The organism is Paracoccus rhizosphaerae, from assembly GCF_026162645.1.
GTDB classification, from domain to species: Bacteria; Pseudomonadota; Alphaproteobacteria; order Rhodobacterales; family Rhodobacteraceae; genus Paracoccus; species Paracoccus rhizosphaerae.
Window position 1 is genome coordinate 15,473 of sequence record NZ_JAOTBE010000014.1, and the last position, 17,955, is coordinate 33,427.

The following is a 17,955-nucleotide window of genomic DNA, read 5'->3' on the forward strand; positions in this document are numbered from 1 at the left end:
CACGTCATAAGGTTCAGCCTGCGACGATCAGTGCGCGCCGCGAGAGCTCAGCAGCGCCGGGACCGTCTTGACCATGATCTGCAGATCGCGCCAGTGACCCCACCGCGAGACATAGCGGCGATCCAAGCGGACACGCTCGGCATAGGTCGTGTCGCTGCGGCCGCTGACCTGCCACAGTCCGGTCAGGCCCGGACGCGCGGACAGATAGTACCGGGCGGTGCTGCCATAATAGGCCAGCTCATCCTCGACCACCGGGCGGGGGCCGACCAGGCTCATCTCGCCGCTGAGGACGTTCAGAAGCTGCGGCAGCTCGTCCAGGCTCAGCTTGCGCAGGACCCTGCCAACCGGCGTGATTCGCGGATCGTTGGTCAGCTTGCGTTGCATGTTCCAGATGATCCGGTCGGCCGGGTGCTTCTGAAAGTGCCGCTCCAGCACCGCATCGCCATCGACGACCATCGTGCGAAATTTCCAGCACTTGAACTCGCGTCCCTGGAAGCCGACGCGGCGGTGCCCATAAAGCAGCGGCCCGTTGTCCGTGCGTTTGATCAGCAGCGCCAGGCCCAGCATCAGCAGCCCCAGCAGCGGCAGCGCCACCAGGACCAGTGCGATATCGACAGCGCGCTTGGTCCGGCCGCCAAGCGGACGTGCGGACGAAATGCTTTTGTCTCCGAACGACCTCACATGCCGAACGGGCGTCTCGACCTTGGTAGCGTAGTCGACGCGAATACTTTCAGAACTGAACATCGGCGCACCCTAGATGAACTGGCTAAAACTTAGCTAGAAATTGAGTCACTTTCGTCACATGTTCAACCCTGTTCTGCCAGAAACTATGCTTTGCCAGCACTAAGTTGTTTTTGTCGTGAACACGGTGGACAGCTTGATGCGAACTGCGACACAGTGGCTATAGAAGCAGCAGAATTTGCACATACTTTCCCAACGGACTGCGCTTGAGGGATTTTTCCGCGTCGACGGCAAAATCGCCTGCAACTGCAGGGACGCCAGCAACATCCGGTCCGGCAACCGCCAAGTTTGACGGCGATTTTCCGCCTAATACGGTTCAATTCGCTTGGCTGTTGCCGAAATGCATCAGCTCCTGAGATATCAATCTGTCCCGGGGAACCTATCCACCTTGAGCAGCCGCGCAAGGTGGGCCGCTTTTGAGGCGGCGGTCCTCAGCGAAGACGCCAGCGCATCCGGCGTCTGTTCCAGATCGACATAGTTCGTCCCCTGCATCGCCTCGCCCACCCAATAGATCCCCGAATTTGGGGGGATCGTGAAGCCGACGTCGTTCAGCGCCTGGAAACAGGCGGCGTGGCTGGCATGGGCACCGTCCTCGTTGCCGACGACGGCGACAAGGGCGACCTTGCCCACCGCTGGCATCCTGTTGCGGTCGTCGACCTCGGACAGGAAGGCGTCCAGGCGCTCCATGACCCTCTGCGCGATGCTGGACGGGTGGCCCAGCCAGATCGGCGTTCCCAGGATGAAGATGTCGGCCGTGAGGATCCGCGACCGCAGCGCGGGCCAGGCGTCGCCCGGACCCATGTCCGACAGCACCCCCGGCTTCACGTCGTGGTCGGCGACGCGCTCGATCTCTCCGGAAATCCCGTGCGGACGCATCGCCTCGAACAGGTCCATGATCATCCGGTCGGTAGAACTCTTTTCATCCGAGGACGATTTGCGCAACGAGCAGTTGAGGGCAAAGGCTTTCAGGTTCGGCTGATCGACAGGTGGCATCTTCTGATCTCCCCGGATTGCTGACGTCGGGCGGTAAGACCCGTCAAGGAGGATTTGTTCCCGTGGCCGGCGACCGGGGAACATCCGGCTGCCACGGCGGTTCGGCGATCTTCACGACCGAAGGGGACAAGCCGATGTGTTCAGCGATCTCTGCAGGCGCGACGGCGGGATTGATCGGGGCCGCCGCCCGGCCGCTGCCGCCGACCGGCGATGCGGGCTTTGCGACCGCCTTCGATTCCTGGGGCGAACGGCGCGTGCTGATGCTGGGCGAATCCAGTCACGGCACGGACGACTTCTACCGCGCCCGAGCCGCCATCACCCGCCACATGATCCAGCACCACGGCGCCACCATCGTCGCGGTCGAGGCGGACTGGCCCGACGCGGCGGTCCTGAACCGCCATGTGCGTGGACTGCCGCAGGGCGACGCGCCCCCGCCCTTCCGCCGCTTCCCGCGTTGGATGTGGCGCAACCGCCCCATCGGCGAGCTGATCGACTGGATGCGCGACTGGAACCGGAACCGCCCACCCGAGCGGCAGGCGGGTTTCTTCGGCCTCGACCTCTACAACATGACGGCGGCGATGCGATCCGTGATCGCCTACCTGGCCGAGGTCGATCCCGGCGCCGCCGAGATCGCCAGGACGCGCTATGGATGCCTGCAGCCCTGGAGCGAACGGCCCGGCGCCTATGGCCGCGCGGTCCTCAGCGCCGGATACGATGCCTGCGAGGACGCTGTCGTCGCGCAGTGCCGGGACCTTCTGAACCGCCAGGCGCCCGGTCCCGATGCGCTCGACGCGGCGCAAAATGCTCGGCTGGTCGCCTCGGCCGAACGCTATTACCGGGTCATGTACCGCGGTGGGCCTGAGGCGTGGAACCTGCGCGACAGCCACATGTGCGGCACCTTGGCGCATCTGCTGGAGGCTGCGGGACCCGACGGCAAGGCCGTGGTCTGGGCGCACAATTCGCACATCGGCGATGCGCGGCACGGCGAAATGGGTCAGGTCATGGGCGAGCACAACCTGGGCCAACTGGCCCGCCAGCGATGGGGCGACCAAGTCGCGCTGATCGGCTTCGGCACCCATGCGGGGACGGTGACGGCGGCCTCCGACTGGGACGGTCCGGCCGAGGTCAAGACCGTCCAGCCGTCATACCCCGACAGCTTCGAGCGGCACTGCCACGACAGCGGGAACACGCGGTTCCTGCTGGACATGGCAGCGGACCCCGCCCTGACCGAATCCTTGGCCGCGCCGCATCTGCAGCGCTTCATCGGCGTCATCTACCGGCCAGAGAGCGAGCTTGCCAGCCACTACATGCGGACGCTGCCGTCGCGGCAGTACGACGCCTGGGTCTGGTTCGACCGCAGCTCGGCGCTGGCCGTTCCCACCCTCGACGGCGCGCCAAGGGACGTGCCGGACACCTGGCCCTTCGGCACGTGACCGCCCCGGCAAAGATTTCTCGCTGGTCAGACCGCAACGGCGCGGCAGAGGCAGGATTCGTCCGCGCGGCCGTCGACGATCAGCTGCGGCAGGCCGGCCGAGCAGCACTCGATCCGCGTCTCGACCCCGAAGACCTGGCGCAGCAGCGACGGCACCACCACCTCCGAGGTGGGGCCGCAGGCGACCAGCCCACCCCTGTCGATGACCATCGCCTGGTCGGCATGGCGCAGCGCATGGCCCAGGTCGTGCATCGCCACCACGATCAGCAGGTCCCGGTCCCGCGTCAGGCGGCGCAGCAGCGCCATCAGGTCCAGCTGGCGGCTGAGATCCAGCGCCGAGGTCGGCTCATCCATCAACAGGATCTGCGGGTCCTGCACCAGCGCCTGCGCGGCACCGACCATCTGCCGCTGACCGCCGCTGAGGTCGCCGACACTGCGCGCCCGCAGGTCGGTGATGTTCAGCATCGCCAGCACATGCGCCACCTTGGCGTGATCCTCGGGCCCGACCTTCAGGCGCCCGCCCTGCATCCGCGCCAGCAGAACGGATTCATAGACCGAGAGGACCGGGCGGCCGCCGTTGTCCTGCGGCATGTAGGCGATCGGACGTGCCGAGGTCGCGCCCTGGATGTTGACCTGCCCGCCCCCGCGGGCCAGCCCGAAGATCCGCCGGAACAGCGTCGACTTGCCGGCCGCGTTCGGTCCCAGCAGTGCGACCAGATTGCCGCCTGTCAGCGGCGGCGTGGTGATGCCGGACAGGATCTGCCGGCCGCCGACGCGAGCGCCGAGATCCTGAAGCTGAAGACTTACCATGACGACACCCTGCGGCTGAGAATCAGGTAGAGGAAGAAGGGGATCCCCGCGATGGCCGTGACGATGCCGATCGGGATCACCGTGCCGGGGATGATCGTCTTGGACAAAACCGACCCCACGGACAGGATCAGCGCCCCCGCCAGCGCGGACCCAGGCAGCAGGAAGCGCTGATCCTCACCCAGAAGCATCCGCGCGATGTGCGGGCCGACCAGGCCGATGAAGCCGATGGTGCCGACGAAGGACACCGATACCGAGGCCAGCAGGCTGACGATCAGCAGCACCTCCAGCCGCAGGGCGCGCAGGTTCACGCCCATGCTCTCGGCCTTGGCGTCACCCAGCCGCATCGCGGTCAGCGCCCAGCCCCGGCGCATCAGCAGCGGCGTGGCGGCGACCAGGATCGCCAGCAGGATCCACAGCTTGGGCCAGGTGGCCTTGGTCAGGCTGCCCATCGTCCAGAACACCACCGCCGCGACGGCCTGCTGACTGGCAAAGAACTGGATCAGCGACATCAGCGCGTTGAAGATGAAGACCAGCGCGATGCCGAGCAGGATGATTGTCTCGTTGTTGACCCCCTGCCGCAGGCTGAGCGCATAGATCGCCAGCGAGGTCAGCATCGCCATCAGGAAGGCGTTCACCGGGATGATGTATTCGGCCGCGAGGGGAAACAGCGCCACGCCGAAGGCCAGCGCCAAGGCCGCCCCGAACCCCGCCCCGGCCGAGATGCCAAGCGTGAACGGGCTGGCCAGCGGGTTGTTCAGGATCGTCTGCATCTGCATGCCCGCCACCGACAGGCTGGCGCCCACGACCAGCGCCATCAGCGCCACGGGCATGCGGATCTCCCACAGGATGACGCGCGCCTGTTCGTCGACGCTGCCGGGCCAGAGCAGCGCCTCGACCACTTGGCCCAGGCTGTAACGCGCAGGCCCCAGTGCCAGGTCGGTGCAGAGGCTGAGGAAGACAGCCGCCGCCAATGCCAGCAGGATCAGCTGGCGCCGGAGAACCATCGAGGCATAGAAATCGCGCCCCTGCACCGCCACGGCATCACTGCTCATCGAGCGAGACCCAGTAGCCCGGCTCATAGGATACGGGCAGGAACCGCTCGTGCAGCTCGATCAGTGTAGCCTCTGGGTCGAGGTCGGCGAACAGGTCGGGATGCAGCCACTTGGCAATTCGCTGGATGGCGACAAAATAGTACGGGTTGTCATAGAACTGGTGCCAGATGGCATGGAAGTTGCCGTTCTGGACAGCGCTGATGCCGGTCATGGCCGTGCGCTCGGTCAGGGCCTGCAGCTTGTCGCGCGCCATGTCCATGTCGGAACCCGGACCCATGCCGACCCAGGCGCCACCCGGCACATAGGCCTCCCACTCGCCGCCGGTCACGATGACGTGGTCCGGATCGGCCGCGATGATCTGTTCGGGGTTCAGCGTGCCGAAGGTCGAGGGCAGGATGTCGCCGGCGATGTTCGTCCCGCCCGCCATCTCGACATACTCGCCGAAGTTGCCGGCCCCGAAGGTCATGCAGCAATCCTCGGAATAGCCGCCGGCGCGGTCGACGAAGACGTCAGGACGCTCGAAAGTCGCGCCCGCCAGTACGTCGGTCACCCGCGCCACCTGCGCCTCGACGAAGTCGATATATTCCTCGGCCCGCTCCTCCTGCCCGACCAGCTGACCCATGATGCGCATGGACTGAAGGCTGTGGGCCATCGGATCTTCGCGGAAGTCCACATAGACGATGGGAATGCCCAGCTGCGCCAGCTTGTCGTCATATCCCGCATCCTCGGTCGCGGCGCGGGATTCCAGGTTCATCAGCACCACGTCGGGCTGCAGCGCGGCCGCCTGCTCGACGTCGAAGGTGCCGTCCTTGAAGCCGCCGAAGGTCGGCAGGTCCTTCAGCTCGGGGAACTTCTCGGCATAGAGAGCATAGGAGGCGGGGTCGGCCTGCAGGAGGTCCTCGCGCCAGCCGACGACGCGGCCGAAGGGGTCATCACGCTCGAGCGCGGCCAGAAGATAGATCTGCCGGCCCTCGCCCAGGATGATGCGGTCGGCCGGAGCATCGACCGTGACCTCGCGTCCGGCGACGTCGGTGATCGTGACCGGCTCGGCCAGCGCGGGGGGCAGGCCGGCAACAAGGGCCGCCGTTGAAAGGCCAAGAAGACGCGAGATCATGGGAAGGTCCGTTCTCAAGGGGTACTCGAGGGCGGTAAATTAAATCCTTGGAAAAAAGTCAAGTTTAACCTTGTCTGCTGGCCGCACCGGCAGCCCGTCGCCATCGACACCACAGAGTTGCCGGTTCCATGAAACAATTGGCCCTCGCCACGGTTGAGAGGAAACCGCAAAAGGAGGCTTTGCATGGTCAAGGAACCGAAACCTGCGCGCGGCATGCCGCGGTCGCTGATCTACATGCTGATCCCCGGAGGCTTCCTGCTGCTGGTGCTTGTGCTGGTCCTGAGCGGCGTCTTCGCCGATCCTGAACCCGAGGTCGAGACGGTGCCGGTCATCCCGGAAGCCGCCACAGAGTAGCCTGACAACTTTGCGGCCAGCGCGGACCCGCACGGACGCCGTCGAAAGCAGGCCGCGGCGCGGCCTGCTGACGAAGGTGTGAACGCTCAGCCGCCGGTAACGGCCAGCAGCGCCAGATAGATCAGCGACGGCCCCATCAGGCAGCCGAGGCCGGTATAGAAGGTGGCCGTCATCGCGCCATAGGGAACCAGACGCTTGTCAGTGGCCGCCAAACCGCCGGCCACGCCGCTGGTGGTGCCCATCAGCCCGCCGAAGGCCATGGCCGACTTGGGGTTGTTCAATCCGATGAGGGGGGCGACGAACGGTGTCCCGATCATCACCAGAACCGCCTTCAGCAATCCCGCGGCGACAGAGAGCGCGATGACCTCGGAACTGGCGCCAAGCGCCGTGCCGGTCACCGGGCCCACGATATACGTTGCCGCACCGCCGCCGATCGTCGCCATGCTGACTGCGTCGGTATAGCCGAAGGCCGCGGCCACGGCAGCGCCGACGATGAAGGACACGCAGATGCCCAGGACCAGCGATGCAACGCCTGCCGCCCCCGCCTTGCGGATTTCCCGCATGTCGACGCCATAGGCCGTCGACACGATGGCCAGGTCGCGCAGCATCGCCCCGCCCATCAACCCGATGCCCGCGAACAGCGGCACGTCAGCGATTCCCTTGGTCCCGCCGGTCATGGTCCCGCCGATCCAGGCCAGGACCAGCCCGATGATGATGGCCACCGCCGACCCGTGCAGCCGACCCGCCGACAGCCGGTCCGACAGCTGGTAGGACACCCACATGACAACGCCCACGACGACGAAGGCGAAGACGAGGCCGTTCTTGGCCAGAAGTTCCGCGATGTCCATCGATTAGGCCTCCTGCGCAAGGGCGGGCGGCAGCGGGGCGTCCTGCCCGCCGATGCGGGCCACGACCGGCACCAGCGCCACGCAGGCCAAGGTCGCACCGACACCTGCGATGACCGCGATGGGGCCGCCGGCCAGCGCGGCGACCACGTTCTGCTGCGCGGCCATGGCGACGACGATGGGGATGTACATCGCGCTCCAGAAGAGGACGCCCTGTTCGGTCAGCTTGGGCAGACGGCCGGTCCGGCGCATCCAGTCCGTGGCGACGATCAGCAGCAGCATGGCGAAGCCCACGCCGCCCACGTTTGACTGAACGCCCAGAAGGACCCCCAGCAGGTCGCCCAGGATCACACCCGCTAGGTGGCAGGCGGCCAGGGCCGCGACTCCATAGATGATCATTGTTTCCTCCCTTGATTTGGACCGGGGTCCCGCACGACCTCCTCCGTCGTGCGGGCGGTCAGATGTCAGGCATCGGCTTTGGCATAGAGATCTGCATGGGTGCGGCGCAGTTCCGCCTTCTGCACCTTGCCCATCACGTTGCGCGGCAGCGCCTCGGCCACGATCACGCGCTTGGGTTGCTTGAAGCGGGCCAAGTCCGACAGGGCCGCGCGGATCGCATCGGGGTCCAGATCGCCCTCTTTCGGCACGACGACGGCGGTCACCGCCTCGCCCAGGTCGGGATGCGGCAGGCCGATCACGGCGCTTTCCAGAACGCCAGGCAGCGCGTCGATCGCCTCTTCGACCTCTTTGGGATAGACGTTGTAGCCGCCCGAGATCACCAAGTCCTTGTCGCGGCCGACGATGCGCAGATAGCCGTCATTGCCGATGGTGCCCAGGTCGCCGGTAATGAAGAACCCGTCCTTGCGGAATTCGGCCGCGGTCTTCTCGGGCATGTTCCAATAGCCTTCGAAGACGTTCGGCCCCTTGACCTCGATCAGGCCGATCTGCCCGTCGGGCACCGGCGCGGCGCTGTCGCGGTCGGCGATGCGGACGGTGATGCCCGGCAGCGCCATCCCGACCGCGCCGGGGATGCGGTCGCCGTCATAGGGGTTCGACGCGATCATGCAGGTTTCCGTCATGCCATAGCGCTCCAGGATCTGATGCCCTGTGCGTTCGGCAAAGGCGCGGTGATCCTCGGCCAGAAGCGGTGCCGAGCCTGACACGAACAGGCGCATGTTCACCGTGGCCTCGCGGTCCAGGCGCGGCGACTTCAGAAGCCGGGTGTAGAAGGTCGGGACTCCCATCAGCACCGTTGCCCGACCCATCAGGTCGATGGCCTGTTCCGGATCGAACTTTGTCAGGAAGATCATCGTGGCGCCCGCGACCAGCGCCATGTTGGCCGCGACGAACAGCCCGTGGGTGTGAAAGATCGGCAGCGCGTGGATCAGCCGGTCCTCGGCGGTGAAGCGCCAGCACTCCAGCAGCGCCTCGGTGTTCGAGGATAGATTACCATGAGTCAGCACCGCGCCCTTCGATCGTCCCGTCGTCCCCGATGTATAGAGGATCGCTGCCCGGTCATCAGGTCCGGCCGGGTGCCGATCCTCGCGCGCGGTGGCCTGGGCCGCGCGGTCCATCAGCGATCCGTCGGCGTCGGCACCCAAGGTCTCGACCGCCAGGCTGTCGCCGGCGCGATGGGCATGGGCGGCCGACTGCGACGGGTCGCAGACGAACAGCCGGGGCGCGGCGTCGCCAATGAAATAGTCGATCTCGGCCCCAGTATATGCGGTGTTCAGCGGCAGGAAGATGCCGCCGACCTGCAGCACCGCCAGATAGAGCGCGATCGCCTCGGGCGACTTCTCGACCTGCACCGCCACACGGTCGCCGGGGGCGACCCCCAGTTCCGTCAGCGCGCCCGCCATGCGTTCAACCATGTCGCGCATCCGGGAAAAGCTGATGTCCGGGCGGCCGGGGCGTTCGAAAAGAGTCTTGCCCTGCATCACCTCGGCTGTCTGGATGAAGTGTTCGTGAATGGTCTGCATTGGGTCCCCTCCCCTTTCTTAGCGGTTCAGCGCGTCGGCCAGCTGCTGGCCATGGGCCACGGCACCGTCGCGGACAAAAGCCTCGTGCCGGCTTTCGATCCGGTCGAGTTCGTAAAGATAGTTGATCATCAACCCATGCGCCGAGGCCAGTGCCCCCGGTGCGAAATCGGCGGGCCAGTTCAGCCGTTGCGCGCAGGCGCCGTTGCCCAGGTGGAACCGTGCGACCGGATCAGCGGGCTGCCCGCCTTTGCCCTTGGCCTCGACGATATAGCGCGCAGCCAGGGCCTCGACCTCGGGGTGCATCGCGTGGACGGCATCGGGATCGTTCTGCCAGTCGCCGGCCAGCGCCTTGGCAACCGCCTTGCTGCGCGGATCGTCCTGCCTTCGCAGCCAGGCGGCGAAACCCGGCACGGGCGACAGGGTGACGAAGCATCGCAGTTCAGGCAGCTCCGCCGACAGTTCGGCCACGACCTGCTTGATCAGGAAATTGCCGAAGCTGACGCCCTTCAGGCCCGGCAGCGAATTGTTGATCGAATAGAAGACCGCCGTGTCGGCGGGCGCCGGATCGGCGCTTTCGGGCGCCGTCAGGATCGGGCCAATCGCGTCCGGGATGCCGCGGGTCAGCGCGACCTCGACGAAGATCAGCGGCTCGTCCCCGGTGGCCGGATGGAAGAAGGCATAAAGCCGACGGTCGGTCAGCGCCAGCCGCCGCTTCAGGTCCTGCCAGCCCTGCATCTGGTGCACGCTTTCATAGCGCATCAGCTTTTCCAGGATCGCCGCGGGGGTGTTCCAGTCGATGCGCCGCATCGTCAGGAAGCCGCGGTTGAACCACGACGCCAGAAGATGCGCGAAATCCTGGTCGATGGGTGCCAGGTCCGGGTCCTCGCGGATCGCCTCCAGCAGGTCCTGGCGCATCCGGACCAGCCGCAGCGTTGCCCCCGGCGCCAGGTTCAGCCGCCGCAGCAGCGCCTGCCGCGAAGGCTCGACCGCGCGGAACAGACCCGCCACTGCCTTGGCGTCGGGGCTGGCGTCCCAGGCCGCATAGGCGTTGCGGATCGCCTGGGGATCGACTCCGTGATCGTCGCGCAGGCTGCGGAAGAACTCGACCTTCTCATCGTCGGTCAACTCACCATAGGCCGAGAGCGCCTGTTCCGCCACCGCCACCCGCGCCGCGTCGCCGATCCGTCCCATCAGGACGGCGCAGGCTACGCGTGCCCGTTCCGATGCCGGCCGCGCCAGCGCCTTCAGCGTCTCGGCCTCGCCGCCGCGCGCCCGGCGGGTGATGGCTTCGACGAAATCCGCCAGGAATGCCAGTCGTTGCTTGCCCATGATGCCGTCCTCCTCGGATCCTCCAATACGCCAAAACGATGCTGTTGTATATAACAATGCGGCTGATGGACATTTCCGGCCAAGGGGCACATGATGGTCCCCCGTAGGAGCGCCCATGACACTTCCCACCGCACATCGCATCCGCCTGGCCTTGGAGAACGCTATCGTTGACGGACAATATCTTCCCGGCCAGAAGATCGATCCCGATGCGATCGCGCGGGACTATGGCTGCTCGCGCACGCCCGTGCGCGAGGCGCTGCAGGCGCTCGAAGCGTCGGGCCTGCTGATCGTGCAGCCCAAGCGCGGCACCTTTGTGGCCAAGCTGGGGGTGTCCGAACTGATGGAGCGGTTCGAGCTGATGGCCGAGATGGAGGCGTTCTGCGCCCGCCTGGCCTGCAGGCGGGCGGATGCGCAGGACATCGCGGCCATCACGGCCAGCCTTGAGGCCTGCGAGGCCGCGGCAGAGGCCGGCGACAGCGACGCCTATTACGCGCAGAACACGCGCTTTCACCAGGCGATCTACGGCGCCGCGCACAATGCCTTCCTGGAGGCCGAGACGCTGCGCCTGCAGGCGATCCTGCAACCCTATCGCCGCCGCCAGCTGCAGGCGCGGGGGCGGGTTCTGACATCGCTGGACGAACATCGCCACATCGCCGCCGCGATCCGGTCCGGCGATGCGGCGAGGGCGGCGCAGGTGATGACCGATCACGTCCTTGTCCAGGGAGAGCGGTTCCGCGACCTGGTGGCGCTGCTGCAGGACTAGCTTTGCTGCCCGGTCAGTCCTGCGGGTTGCCGCCTGAAGGGTTCAGGATGCGGACCTCTCGCTGCGGGAAGGGGATCGTGACGCCATGCGCCTTGAACGTGTCCCACAGCGCCAGGAACACCTTGCCGCGGATGTTGGTCAGCCCGCCGGTGGGGTCCTTGATCCAGAAGCGGAGCACATAGTCGACGCTGGAGTCGCCGAAGCCGACGATGTGGCAGACGGGGGGGCGGGTGCTCAGGACGCGGCTGTCGGTCAGCGCGGCCTCGACCGCGATCCGGCGGACCATGTGCGGGTCGTCGCCGTAAGAGGTGCCAAAGTTGATGTCCAGGCGCACGAACTCGTCCGAGTGGGACCAGTTGACGACCTGACCGGTGATCAGGTCCTCGTTCGGGATCAGGTATTCGCGCCCGTCGCGGGTCGAGATCGAGGCGTAGCGTGCGCCCAGCTTGTTGATCCAGCCGAACGTCTCGCCGATCGAGATGACGTCGCCGGGCTTGATCGACTTGTCCATCAGGATGATCACGCCAGACACCAGGTTCGACACGACCTTCTGCAAGCCGAAGCCCAGGCCCAGGCCGATCGCGCCCGACATGAAGGCCAGCGCCGTCAGGTCGATGCCGATGGCGCGCAGCCCGATCACGAAGGCCAGCCCGAACAGCACCGCCTGCAGCAGCTTGACGGTCAGGACCCGCATCGAAGGCGTCAGATCCTCGCTGGCCGCGATGCGCGCCGACAGCCAGCGAGAGGTGAACTTGGCGATCAGGAAGAACACCGCCAGCGTCGCCACCATCTGCACCAGCGTCAGGACCGAGATGCGGATGTCGCCCATCTCGATGGCGATGCGGTCGAGGAACAGGGCGACGCTGTCGGTCAGGTCGAACAGCCGCAGCGTCACCCAGGTCAGGGCGCCCCATCGGACCGTCTTTCGCAGCAGCGAATTCACGATCAGTCGGGTGGTGAAGACGATGATCAGCCAGGCCAGCGACAGGCTGGACATCAGCGCCAGCAGATAGGACCGGCTTGGCCAGGTCACCTCGCGCAGTACCAGGACGACCAGCCATGACAGGATCACGAAGATGATGGCGCGCAGGCGGCGGTGAACCAGCACCAGAAGGCGCATCCGCCAGATCGGCCAGCCTTCGCGCGTTTGCATCCAGCTGCGCAGCCGCGGCGCCAGCACCATGCGCAGCAGATGGGCCAGCGCGAACAGCGCCAGTCCGACCGCGATCTGATAGCCGTTCCACGGCCTCATCAGGTTCGCGTAGAACAGATCCAGGCGCTGCGCCAGCACCTGCCCGAGCCTCGCAAGCTCCTCTGCCAGCGTCTGGTTCTGAGGTTCCATCAGTCCCGCCCCTGCCGTTCAAGCGGTATCTGCTTCAGCCTGACGCAGATGCGGCACGGGGGCAAGCAACGTCGCCAGCCGCATGCACGCGGCGTGTCGGCTTCAACAAAGGGCGGCGCCGCCCCTCGACGGTCAGCGCCGACCGGCATGCGGCGTTGCAGCAACGGGAAGCCATATCTGCAGTCGGCAAACCACCTGTACGACATAAAATTGCCATTATGCCGATACTATAGTTGCAAAATTGCTCAGGCAACTTTATTTCTCAGTTTACAGGCGCCGTGATTCTGCGCTGCGGCAACAGGAAGGAGATCCCGATGGCCCTTGATGCCCCGACCCAAATCGCGCCCTATTCGGCGCCCGTGAAGGACCTCTATGAGGTTGGCGAGATGCCCCCCCTGGGCCATGTGCCGGCCCGCATGCATGCCTGGGCGATCCGCCGCGAACGGCAGGGCGAACCCGATCAGGCGATGCAGCAGGAGGTCGTGGAGACGCCTACCATCGACAGCAACGAGGTGCTGGTCCTGGTGATGGCGGCGGGCGTCAACTACAACGGGATCTGGGCAGGCCTGGGCAAGCCGATCAGCATGTTTGACGTCCATCAGCAGCCCTATCACATCGCCGGGTCGGACGCGTCGGGGATCGTCTGGGCCGTGGGCGACAAGGTCAAGCGGTGGAAGGTCGGCGACGAGGTCGTGATCCACTGCAACCAGGACGACGGCGACGACGAACACTGCAACGGCGGCGACCCGATGTATTCGCCCACGCAGCGCATCTGGGGGTACGAGACGCCGGACGGCAGCTTTGCCCAGTTCACCCGTGTCCAGGCCCAGCAGCTGATGGAGCGTCCGCGCCACCTGACCTGGGAGGAATCCGCCTGCTATACCCTGACGCTGGCCACTGCCTATCGGATGCTCTTCGGGCACGAACCGCACGAGCTGAAGCCCGGCATGAACGTGCTGGTCTGGGGGGCCTCGGGCGGGCTCGGATCCTATGCGATCCAGCTGATCAACGCGGCCGGCGGCAACGCCATCGGCGTGATCTCCGAGGAGGACAAGCGCGACTTCGTGATGGGCCTGGGCGCCAAGGGCGTCATCAACCGCAAGGAGTTCAAGTGCTGGGGCCAGCTGCCCACCGTCAACACGCCCGAATACAAGGAGTGGTTCAACGAGGCGCGCAAGTTCGGCAAGGCCATCTGGGACATCACCGGCAAGGGCAACAATGTTGACATCGTCTTCGAACATCCCGGCGAGGCGACCTTCCCCGTGTCCACGCTGGTCTGCAAGAAGGGCGGCATGGTCGTCATCTGCGCCGGCACCACGGGGTTCAACTGCACCTTCGACGTGCGCTACATGTGGATGCACCAGAAGCGCCTGCAGGGCAGCCACTTCGCGCATCTGAAGCAGGCCAGCGCCGCCAACAAGCTGATGCTGGAACGCCGCCTCGACCCCTGCATGTCCGAGGTCTTTCCCTGGACCGACATCCCGGCCGCGCACATGAAGATGTACCGCAACCAGCACAAGCCCGGAAACATGGCCGTGCTGGTCCAGTCACCCGTCACCGGACTTCGGACCTTCGAGGACGCGCTGGAAGCCGGCCGGCGCTGAGGGCGCGCGGATCAGGCCGCGCGTTCGGCCCGGTCGGACAACTTGCACCGCCAGCGCGTGATGCGCTGGCGCGGATGGGCTTCGGCCCATTTCGCAAGCTGGGACTGGGCGCCCATCATGCACCCGAGGACGCTGATGTCGTCGGTGAAGACAAGGCTGCGGTCGCGGCAGCTGGCGGGATCTGCCGAAAGGCAGGCAACGAAGAGCAGTTCGATCATGGGCAGCACCTTCGGTTTGCCCTCCCCGACCCAACGTCTCACGGCCGGGCGATATCGGGCAAGCGCGGCGGCCGTCATGGACCGGCGCATTCGGCGGCTGCCCGGAATGCGGTCACCTGCTGCAAGCGCAGCAGACAGGCATCACGCCTTCCGGTCGCCCTCACCCGCATAGCGGCATTTCCATTCGCTCACCTGTTCGGAGGGATGTGTTTCGACCCAACGGGCCAGTTCGGTCTGGCTCTGGATCATGCAGGTGAAAAGGCCGTTCCGCTCCTCGAACAGCAGGCTGTGGTCGGTGCAGCGGTCGGGTTCTGCCAGAAGGCAGGTGACGAAGAACAGTTCGATCATCGCGACTCTCCGTGCAGGGGTTGAAAGATTTCACGCACCAGCCGTGGAAAAGTTGCACGGCGCTTCGCTTTTCCTTTCCGGCACGGTAAGGGGGCGTCATGAACGCGCCTGCCCCCGCCCCGACCCTTTCGCCCGACCAGGCCGACGCATGGGATGCGTTGGCCGACACCTTTGGCGCGGCCGGAATCGACATCGTCGCCGAGGAGGTCCATCCCCCCGCGCCCGGAAAGGGCCGCGTCATGGCGGTGATCGGCAAGGCCGGATCGGGCAAGACGCTGATGCTGTCGCAGATCACCAAGGCGCTGCTGGCCTCGGGGGTCGAGCTGATCAGCCCGGACTACGAAGGCAAGAAGCGCAAGGACCGGCGCAGCGTGGCGATCCTGGCGCCAACTAACAAGGCGGCCTTCGTGCTGCGCATGCGCGGCGTGCCGGCGACGACGATCCACCGCATCCTTTACACCCCGGTCTATGACCCGGAATACGAAAAGATTGCCGAGTGGCTGACCGGCCAGGGCGACCGCCCCACGATCGAAGGTCTGAACGAGGCCGCGATGGACAAGGCCAAGGCGTTCTTCGACCTGCACACGTCAATCCCCGGTGCCTTGGCGACGGCGGGCCTGCGCGGGTCGGACTTCATCCGCGGTTGGAAGCGGCGTGAGGACGGGCTGGACGTAGGCCTCATCGACGAAGCGTCGATGCTGGATGAAAAGCAGTTCGAGGATCTGCGGGAAATCTTTCCGGTCCTGGTGCTGTTTGGCGATCCGGCGCAGCTGGCCCCGGTCGGCCAGTCGGGAGAGATGGTCTTCGACAGGCTGGCGGCGCCTCAGCGGCTGATCCTGAACCGCATCCACCGGCAGGCCGACGACAGCCCAATCCTGGATCTGGCGCATGCGCTGGCCGACGACCAGTTGGGCTTTGATGCATTCGAGAGCATGATCCGCGCCGCCGCCCGCAAGGACGATCGCGTCGTCTGGGCCGAGCGGGTGGAAAGCGACCTGATGGCCCGCAGCCCGGTGTTGGTTTGGCGCAACGCGACGCGCATTCGGCTGATCCATGCCTTCCGCACCGCCTTCGGCGCACCGGGCGACGCGCTTTTGCCCGGAGAGCCGCTGATCTGCGATGGGCTGGAACTGCCCCTGAAGCACCGCAAGAAGCGCATCGACCTCGAGGCGCGGGGCCTGATCAAGGGGGCGCAGGTCGTCTATCTGGGGCCGGGCCGCAAGCCGGGCTTCTCGCGCCTGCATGTCATCGGGGCCGAGGACCCGCGCCTGTCCGCCGCCAGCATCGTCAAGATCGAGATGCCGGACGAGGAAGAGCCATTCATCCCCTATGCCGCGCGCATGGGCGCGGCCTTCCTGCACGGCGCGGCGGTAACGATCCACAAGGCGCAGGGCAGCCAGTGGCCCGAGGTGCAGGTCTTCGGCCCCGACATCAGTGCCGCCGCATGGTCGAACCGGACAGAGGCCGGCGTGCCGCTGTGGAAGCGCCTGACATACGTCGCGATCACCCGCGCGCAGGAGCGGCTTTACTGGGTGACCAAGGCGCGGCTGGCGCGGCCCTCGGGTCCGCTCAGCACGGACGACCTGGCCGCCCCCGTGGCACCACTGTCGCTGGACGCCGAGGCGGACTGAGCGTCCCGCGGCCGCCGGGGGCTTCGCGCCCCCGGACCCCCGCGGGGTATTTCGGCAAAGAAGAAGATCAGGAGCGCTTGCGGCGTTCGATCGACAGGCGCAACGCCTCGGTCAGGACCTCTCGGGGAAGGCCGGTTTCCTGCGACAGGCGCATGATCCCGAAATGGACGCGGGCCATTTCCTGGTAATAGCGGGCAAAGGTATAGTTGATCGTGGCCCCGACCACGGCCCCGAAGACCGGCGCCGCCTGCGCCGCCATCTTCTGCCCCAGCGAAACCGACAGACGCGGCGCCACCCGGCTGACCAGCCCCTGAAGTGTCTGCCCGGTGACCGAAAGGCGCGCCGCCAGAAGGCCGAGGTCGGACGAATCGTCATCAGCCATGGGTCCGGCCGCGGCGAAGATGCGCAGGCATTCCAGGCGGACCTCCTCGCTGTCGGGGTCCAGCCCGTGTTCGGCGGCGATCTCCAGCATGGCGCGAAGAAGAAGGGTCACCGTGAACGGAAGTTCGACCAGGGCGCCGGCGAAGCCGCCGATCCCGCCGGCGGCACCGCTGACCGTCGAGGCCATGCGGTTGAACCAGTCGCCCCTGTCCCTGACCACCCGGCGGCTGCGGGATGCGGCGCCGAAGGCGCGGGTCAGGGCGGCGCGGGTGGCGCTGTCCAGCCGAGCGCGCACGAAGTTCGGCAGGCGCTGGATCAGGTTCTCGGCGCTGGTGCCGATCCGGGCCATCGCCTGCATGCCCAGTCCCGAAGCCTCGTCATGGCGCCGGGCCAGGCGGTCGATCTGGGCAAGGACGGAAGGATCAGCGATCGGCGGCAGGATCAATTGTGTCATGAACGGCTTCCTTCGGGGATGCGACCATGGCGCAGGGTTGGCCTTGCGGCGCATTTGGCGGTCTTGTCACGGCGCCCGGCGCGCGGGTCACCAGGCCCGCCACACCAACCCAAGCCCCCGGCCGAAGTTCCAGGCCCAGCACCCGGTCCGGATTGGTCGGTGGCGGCATCACGACATCGTCCAGCCGCCTGAAGCCGAAGCGCGAATAATAGGGCGCGTCGCCCACCAGAAGCACGCGCGAGAACCGCATCCGGCGGGCGCGGGACAGGCTGTCGCGCATCAGAAGCCCGCCCAGTCCCTCGCCCTGGGCCGTCGGGTGAACCGCGATCGGGCCCAGCAGCAGCACCCGCCGGGCGCCGATGCGGGCGGGCCAATAGCGGATCGCGGCCATCAGCTGCCCATGCGGATCGCGCAGCACCAGGCACAGGTCGGCGACCCGCGGCACGCCGTCACGCAGGCGATAGGACGACAGCGCGGTCCGCCCCGGCGCGAAGCACAGGTCGTAAAGCGCCTCGACCTCGGGTTCATCGGCGGGGGTTTCGGGGCAGATCTCGAACATCGCGCC

The 17,955-nt window shown here is 66.5% G+C and carries 19 protein-coding genes; 5 read left to right on the forward strand and 14 right to left on the reverse strand.

Translation table 11 applies throughout. The features are described 5' to 3' along the window. Nucleotides 1-27 precede the first annotated feature (27 nt). The gene (locus OC184_RS07370; RefSeq protein ID WP_265506547.1) at nucleotides 28-744 is read right to left on the reverse strand and encodes a sugar transferase; all 717 of its coding nucleotides are present in this window, start codon (nucleotides 742-744) and stop codon (nucleotides 28-30) included. 357 nt (nucleotides 745-1,101) lie between these two features. After that, entirely contained in the window at nucleotides 1,102-1,734 is a 633-nt protein-coding gene (locus OC184_RS07375; RefSeq protein WP_265506548.1) for a flavodoxin family protein, read from the reverse strand. 62 nt (nucleotides 1,735-1,796) lie between these two features. On the opposite strand from OC184_RS07375, the gene OC184_RS07380 reads away from it, so the two are divergent. Further along, nucleotides 1,797-3,167, forward strand: coding sequence for an erythromycin esterase family protein (locus OC184_RS07380; protein WP_265506549.1), 1,371 nt, complete (start codon nucleotides 1,797-1,799; stop codon nucleotides 3,165-3,167). Nucleotides 3,168-3,193: 26 nt separating this feature from the next. Here the strand turns inward: OC184_RS07380 and OC184_RS07385 are convergent, their stop codons facing one another. From OC184_RS07385 to OC184_RS07395, 3 genes are read right to left on the reverse strand one after another with little or no spacing between them, the layout of a single operon-like run. Then, a complete protein-coding gene (locus OC184_RS07385; RefSeq protein ID WP_265506550.1) occupies nucleotides 3,194-3,976 on the reverse strand; it encodes an ABC transporter ATP-binding protein in 783 nt (260 codons plus the stop codon). Further along, complete coding sequence (locus tag OC184_RS07390) at nucleotides 3,970-5,028, reverse strand: FecCD family ABC transporter permease (RefSeq protein WP_265506551.1); 1,059 nt, start codon at nucleotides 5,026-5,028, stop codon at nucleotides 3,970-3,972. Before OC184_RS07390 ends, OC184_RS07385 begins: the two co-directional genes overlap by 7 nt. Beyond that, complete coding sequence (locus OC184_RS07395; RefSeq protein WP_265506552.1) at nucleotides 5,018-6,142, reverse strand: ABC transporter substrate-binding protein; 1,125 nt, start codon at nucleotides 6,140-6,142, stop codon at nucleotides 5,018-5,020. Before OC184_RS07395 ends, OC184_RS07390 begins: the two co-directional genes overlap by 11 nt. A gap of 183 nt (nucleotides 6,143-6,325) precedes the next feature. Here OC184_RS07395 and OC184_RS07400 point away from each other — a divergent pair, with 183 nt between their 5' ends. Then, complete coding sequence (locus OC184_RS07400) at nucleotides 6,326-6,496, forward strand: hypothetical protein (protein ID WP_265506553.1); 171 nt, start codon at nucleotides 6,326-6,328, stop codon at nucleotides 6,494-6,496. Between the two features lie 86 nt (nucleotides 6,497-6,582). Here the strand turns inward: OC184_RS07400 and madM are convergent, their stop codons facing one another. The 4 genes from madM to OC184_RS07420 form a co-directional block, all read right to left on the reverse strand. Continuing rightward, entirely contained in the window at nucleotides 6,583-7,344 is a 762-nt protein-coding gene (gene madM, locus OC184_RS07405; RefSeq protein ID WP_265506555.1) for a malonate transporter subunit MadM, read from the reverse strand. 3 nt (nucleotides 7,345-7,347) lie between these two features. Continuing rightward, the gene (gene madL, locus OC184_RS07410; RefSeq protein WP_265506556.1) at nucleotides 7,348-7,740 is read right to left on the reverse strand and encodes a malonate transporter subunit MadL; all 393 of its coding nucleotides are present in this window, start codon (nucleotides 7,738-7,740) and stop codon (nucleotides 7,348-7,350) included. A 65-nt stretch (nucleotides 7,741-7,805) separates the two neighbouring features. Beyond that, on the reverse strand, nucleotides 7,806-9,320 hold the full coding sequence (locus OC184_RS07415; protein ID WP_265506557.1) for a malonate--CoA ligase: 1,515 nt from the start codon (nucleotides 9,318-9,320) through the stop codon (nucleotides 7,806-7,808). A gap of 18 nt (nucleotides 9,321-9,338) precedes the next feature. Further along, nucleotides 9,339-10,649, reverse strand: a complete 1,311-nt coding sequence (locus OC184_RS07420; protein WP_265506558.1) for a malonyl-CoA decarboxylase domain-containing protein — start codon at nucleotides 10,647-10,649, stop codon at nucleotides 9,339-9,341. A gap of 115 nt (nucleotides 10,650-10,764) precedes the next feature. Here OC184_RS07420 and OC184_RS07425 point away from each other — a divergent pair, with 115 nt between their 5' ends. Beyond that, nucleotides 10,765-11,412 carry a GntR family transcriptional regulator gene (locus OC184_RS07425; protein ID WP_265506559.1) on the forward strand — a complete coding sequence of 216 codons (648 nt, stop codon included), beginning with the start codon at nucleotides 10,765-10,767 and terminating at the stop codon, nucleotides 11,410-11,412. 13 nt (nucleotides 11,413-11,425) lie between these two features. On the opposite strand, the gene OC184_RS07430 is transcribed toward OC184_RS07425, so the two are convergent. Next, the gene (locus OC184_RS07430; protein ID WP_265506561.1) at nucleotides 11,426-12,754 is read right to left on the reverse strand and encodes a mechanosensitive ion channel family protein; all 1,329 of its coding nucleotides are present in this window, start codon (nucleotides 12,752-12,754) and stop codon (nucleotides 11,426-11,428) included. Nucleotides 12,755-13,068: 314 nt separating this feature from the next. Between OC184_RS07430 and ccrA the strand changes: the two genes are divergently transcribed. Beyond that, entirely contained in the window at nucleotides 13,069-14,358 is a 1,290-nt protein-coding gene (gene ccrA / locus OC184_RS07435) for a crotonyl-CoA carboxylase/reductase (RefSeq protein ID WP_265506562.1), read from the forward strand. 11 nt (nucleotides 14,359-14,369) lie between these two features. Here the strand turns inward: ccrA and OC184_RS07440 are convergent, their stop codons facing one another. Together OC184_RS07440 and OC184_RS07445 are read right to left on the reverse strand one after the other, a co-directional pair. Further along, nucleotides 14,370-14,576 (reverse strand): hypothetical protein, encoded by a 207-nt coding sequence (locus OC184_RS07440; RefSeq protein ID WP_265506563.1) that lies wholly within the window; start codon nucleotides 14,574-14,576, stop codon nucleotides 14,370-14,372. 141 nt (nucleotides 14,577-14,717) lie between these two features. Beyond that, the gene (locus tag OC184_RS07445; RefSeq protein WP_265506564.1) at nucleotides 14,718-14,924 is read right to left on the reverse strand and encodes a hypothetical protein; all 207 of its coding nucleotides are present in this window, start codon (nucleotides 14,922-14,924) and stop codon (nucleotides 14,718-14,720) included. A gap of 98 nt (nucleotides 14,925-15,022) precedes the next feature. Between OC184_RS07445 and OC184_RS07450 the strand changes: the two genes are divergently transcribed. Beyond that, the gene (locus OC184_RS07450; protein ID WP_265506565.1) at nucleotides 15,023-16,555 is read left to right on the forward strand and encodes an ATP-dependent DNA helicase; all 1,533 of its coding nucleotides are present in this window, start codon (nucleotides 15,023-15,025) and stop codon (nucleotides 16,553-16,555) included. 67 nt (nucleotides 16,556-16,622) lie between these two features. On the opposite strand, the gene OC184_RS07455 is transcribed toward OC184_RS07450, so the two are convergent. Together OC184_RS07455 and OC184_RS07460 are read right to left on the reverse strand one after the other, a co-directional pair. Beyond that, a complete protein-coding gene (locus tag OC184_RS07455; RefSeq protein WP_265506566.1) occupies nucleotides 16,623-17,390 on the reverse strand; it encodes an EcsC family protein in 768 nt (255 codons plus the stop codon). After that, complete coding sequence (locus tag OC184_RS07460) at nucleotides 17,359-17,949, reverse strand: GNAT family N-acetyltransferase (RefSeq protein ID WP_265506567.1); 591 nt, start codon at nucleotides 17,947-17,949, stop codon at nucleotides 17,359-17,361. The genes OC184_RS07455 and OC184_RS07460 overlap by 32 nt, the downstream gene beginning before the upstream one ends. Nucleotides 17,950-17,955: the final 6 nt, after the last annotated feature.

Coding starts and splice junctions, on each gene's coding strand:
- OC184_RS07445 (WP_265506564.1), bottom strand. CDS start 14,924: ATGATCGAACTGTTCTTCGTCACCTGCCTTCTGGCAGAACCCGACCGC.
- OC184_RS07370 (WP_265506547.1), bottom strand. CDS start 744: ATGTTCAGTTCTGAAAGTATTCGCGTCGACTACGCTACCAAGGTCGAG.
- OC184_RS07430 (WP_265506561.1), bottom strand. CDS start 12,754: ATGGAACCTCAGAACCAGACGCTGGCAGAGGAGCTTGCGAGGCTCGGG.
- OC184_RS07390 (WP_265506551.1), bottom strand. CDS start 5,028: ATGAGCAGTGATGCCGTGGCGGTGCAGGGGCGCGATTTCTATGCCTCG.
- OC184_RS07455 (WP_265506566.1), bottom strand. CDS start 17,390: ATGACACAATTGATCCTGCCGCCGATCGCTGATCCTTCCGTCCTTGCC.
- OC184_RS07395 (WP_265506552.1), bottom strand. CDS start 6,142: ATGATCTCGCGTCTTCTTGGCCTTTCAACGGCGGCCCTTGTTGCCGGC.
- OC184_RS07385 (WP_265506550.1), bottom strand. CDS start 3,976: ATGGTAAGTCTTCAGCTTCAGGATCTCGGCGCTCGCGTCGGCGGCCGG.
- madM (WP_265506555.1), bottom strand. CDS start 7,344: ATGGACATCGCGGAACTTCTGGCCAAGAACGGCCTCGTCTTCGCCTTC.
- OC184_RS07425 (WP_265506559.1), top strand. CDS start 10,765: ATGACACTTCCCACCGCACATCGCATCCGCCTGGCCTTGGAGAACGCT.
- ccrA (WP_265506562.1), top strand. CDS start 13,069: ATGGCCCTTGATGCCCCGACCCAAATCGCGCCCTATTCGGCGCCCGTG.
- OC184_RS07450 (WP_265506565.1), top strand. CDS start 15,023: ATGAACGCGCCTGCCCCCGCCCCGACCCTTTCGCCCGACCAGGCCGAC.
- madL (WP_265506556.1), bottom strand. CDS start 7,740: ATGATCATCTATGGAGTCGCGGCCCTGGCCGCCTGCCACCTAGCGGGT.
- OC184_RS07420 (WP_265506558.1), bottom strand. CDS start 10,649: ATGGGCAAGCAACGACTGGCATTCCTGGCGGATTTCGTCGAAGCCATC.
- OC184_RS07460 (WP_265506567.1), bottom strand. CDS start 17,949: ATGTTCGAGATCTGCCCCGAAACCCCCGCCGATGAACCCGAGGTCGAG.
- OC184_RS07400 (WP_265506553.1), top strand. CDS start 6,326: ATGGTCAAGGAACCGAAACCTGCGCGCGGCATGCCGCGGTCGCTGATC.
- OC184_RS07440 (WP_265506563.1), bottom strand. CDS start 14,576: ATGATCGAACTGCTCTTCGTTGCCTGCCTTTCGGCAGATCCCGCCAGC.
- OC184_RS07375 (WP_265506548.1), bottom strand. CDS start 1,734: ATGCCACCTGTCGATCAGCCGAACCTGAAAGCCTTTGCCCTCAACTGC.
- OC184_RS07415 (WP_265506557.1), bottom strand. CDS start 9,320: ATGCAGACCATTCACGAACACTTCATCCAGACAGCCGAGGTGATGCAG.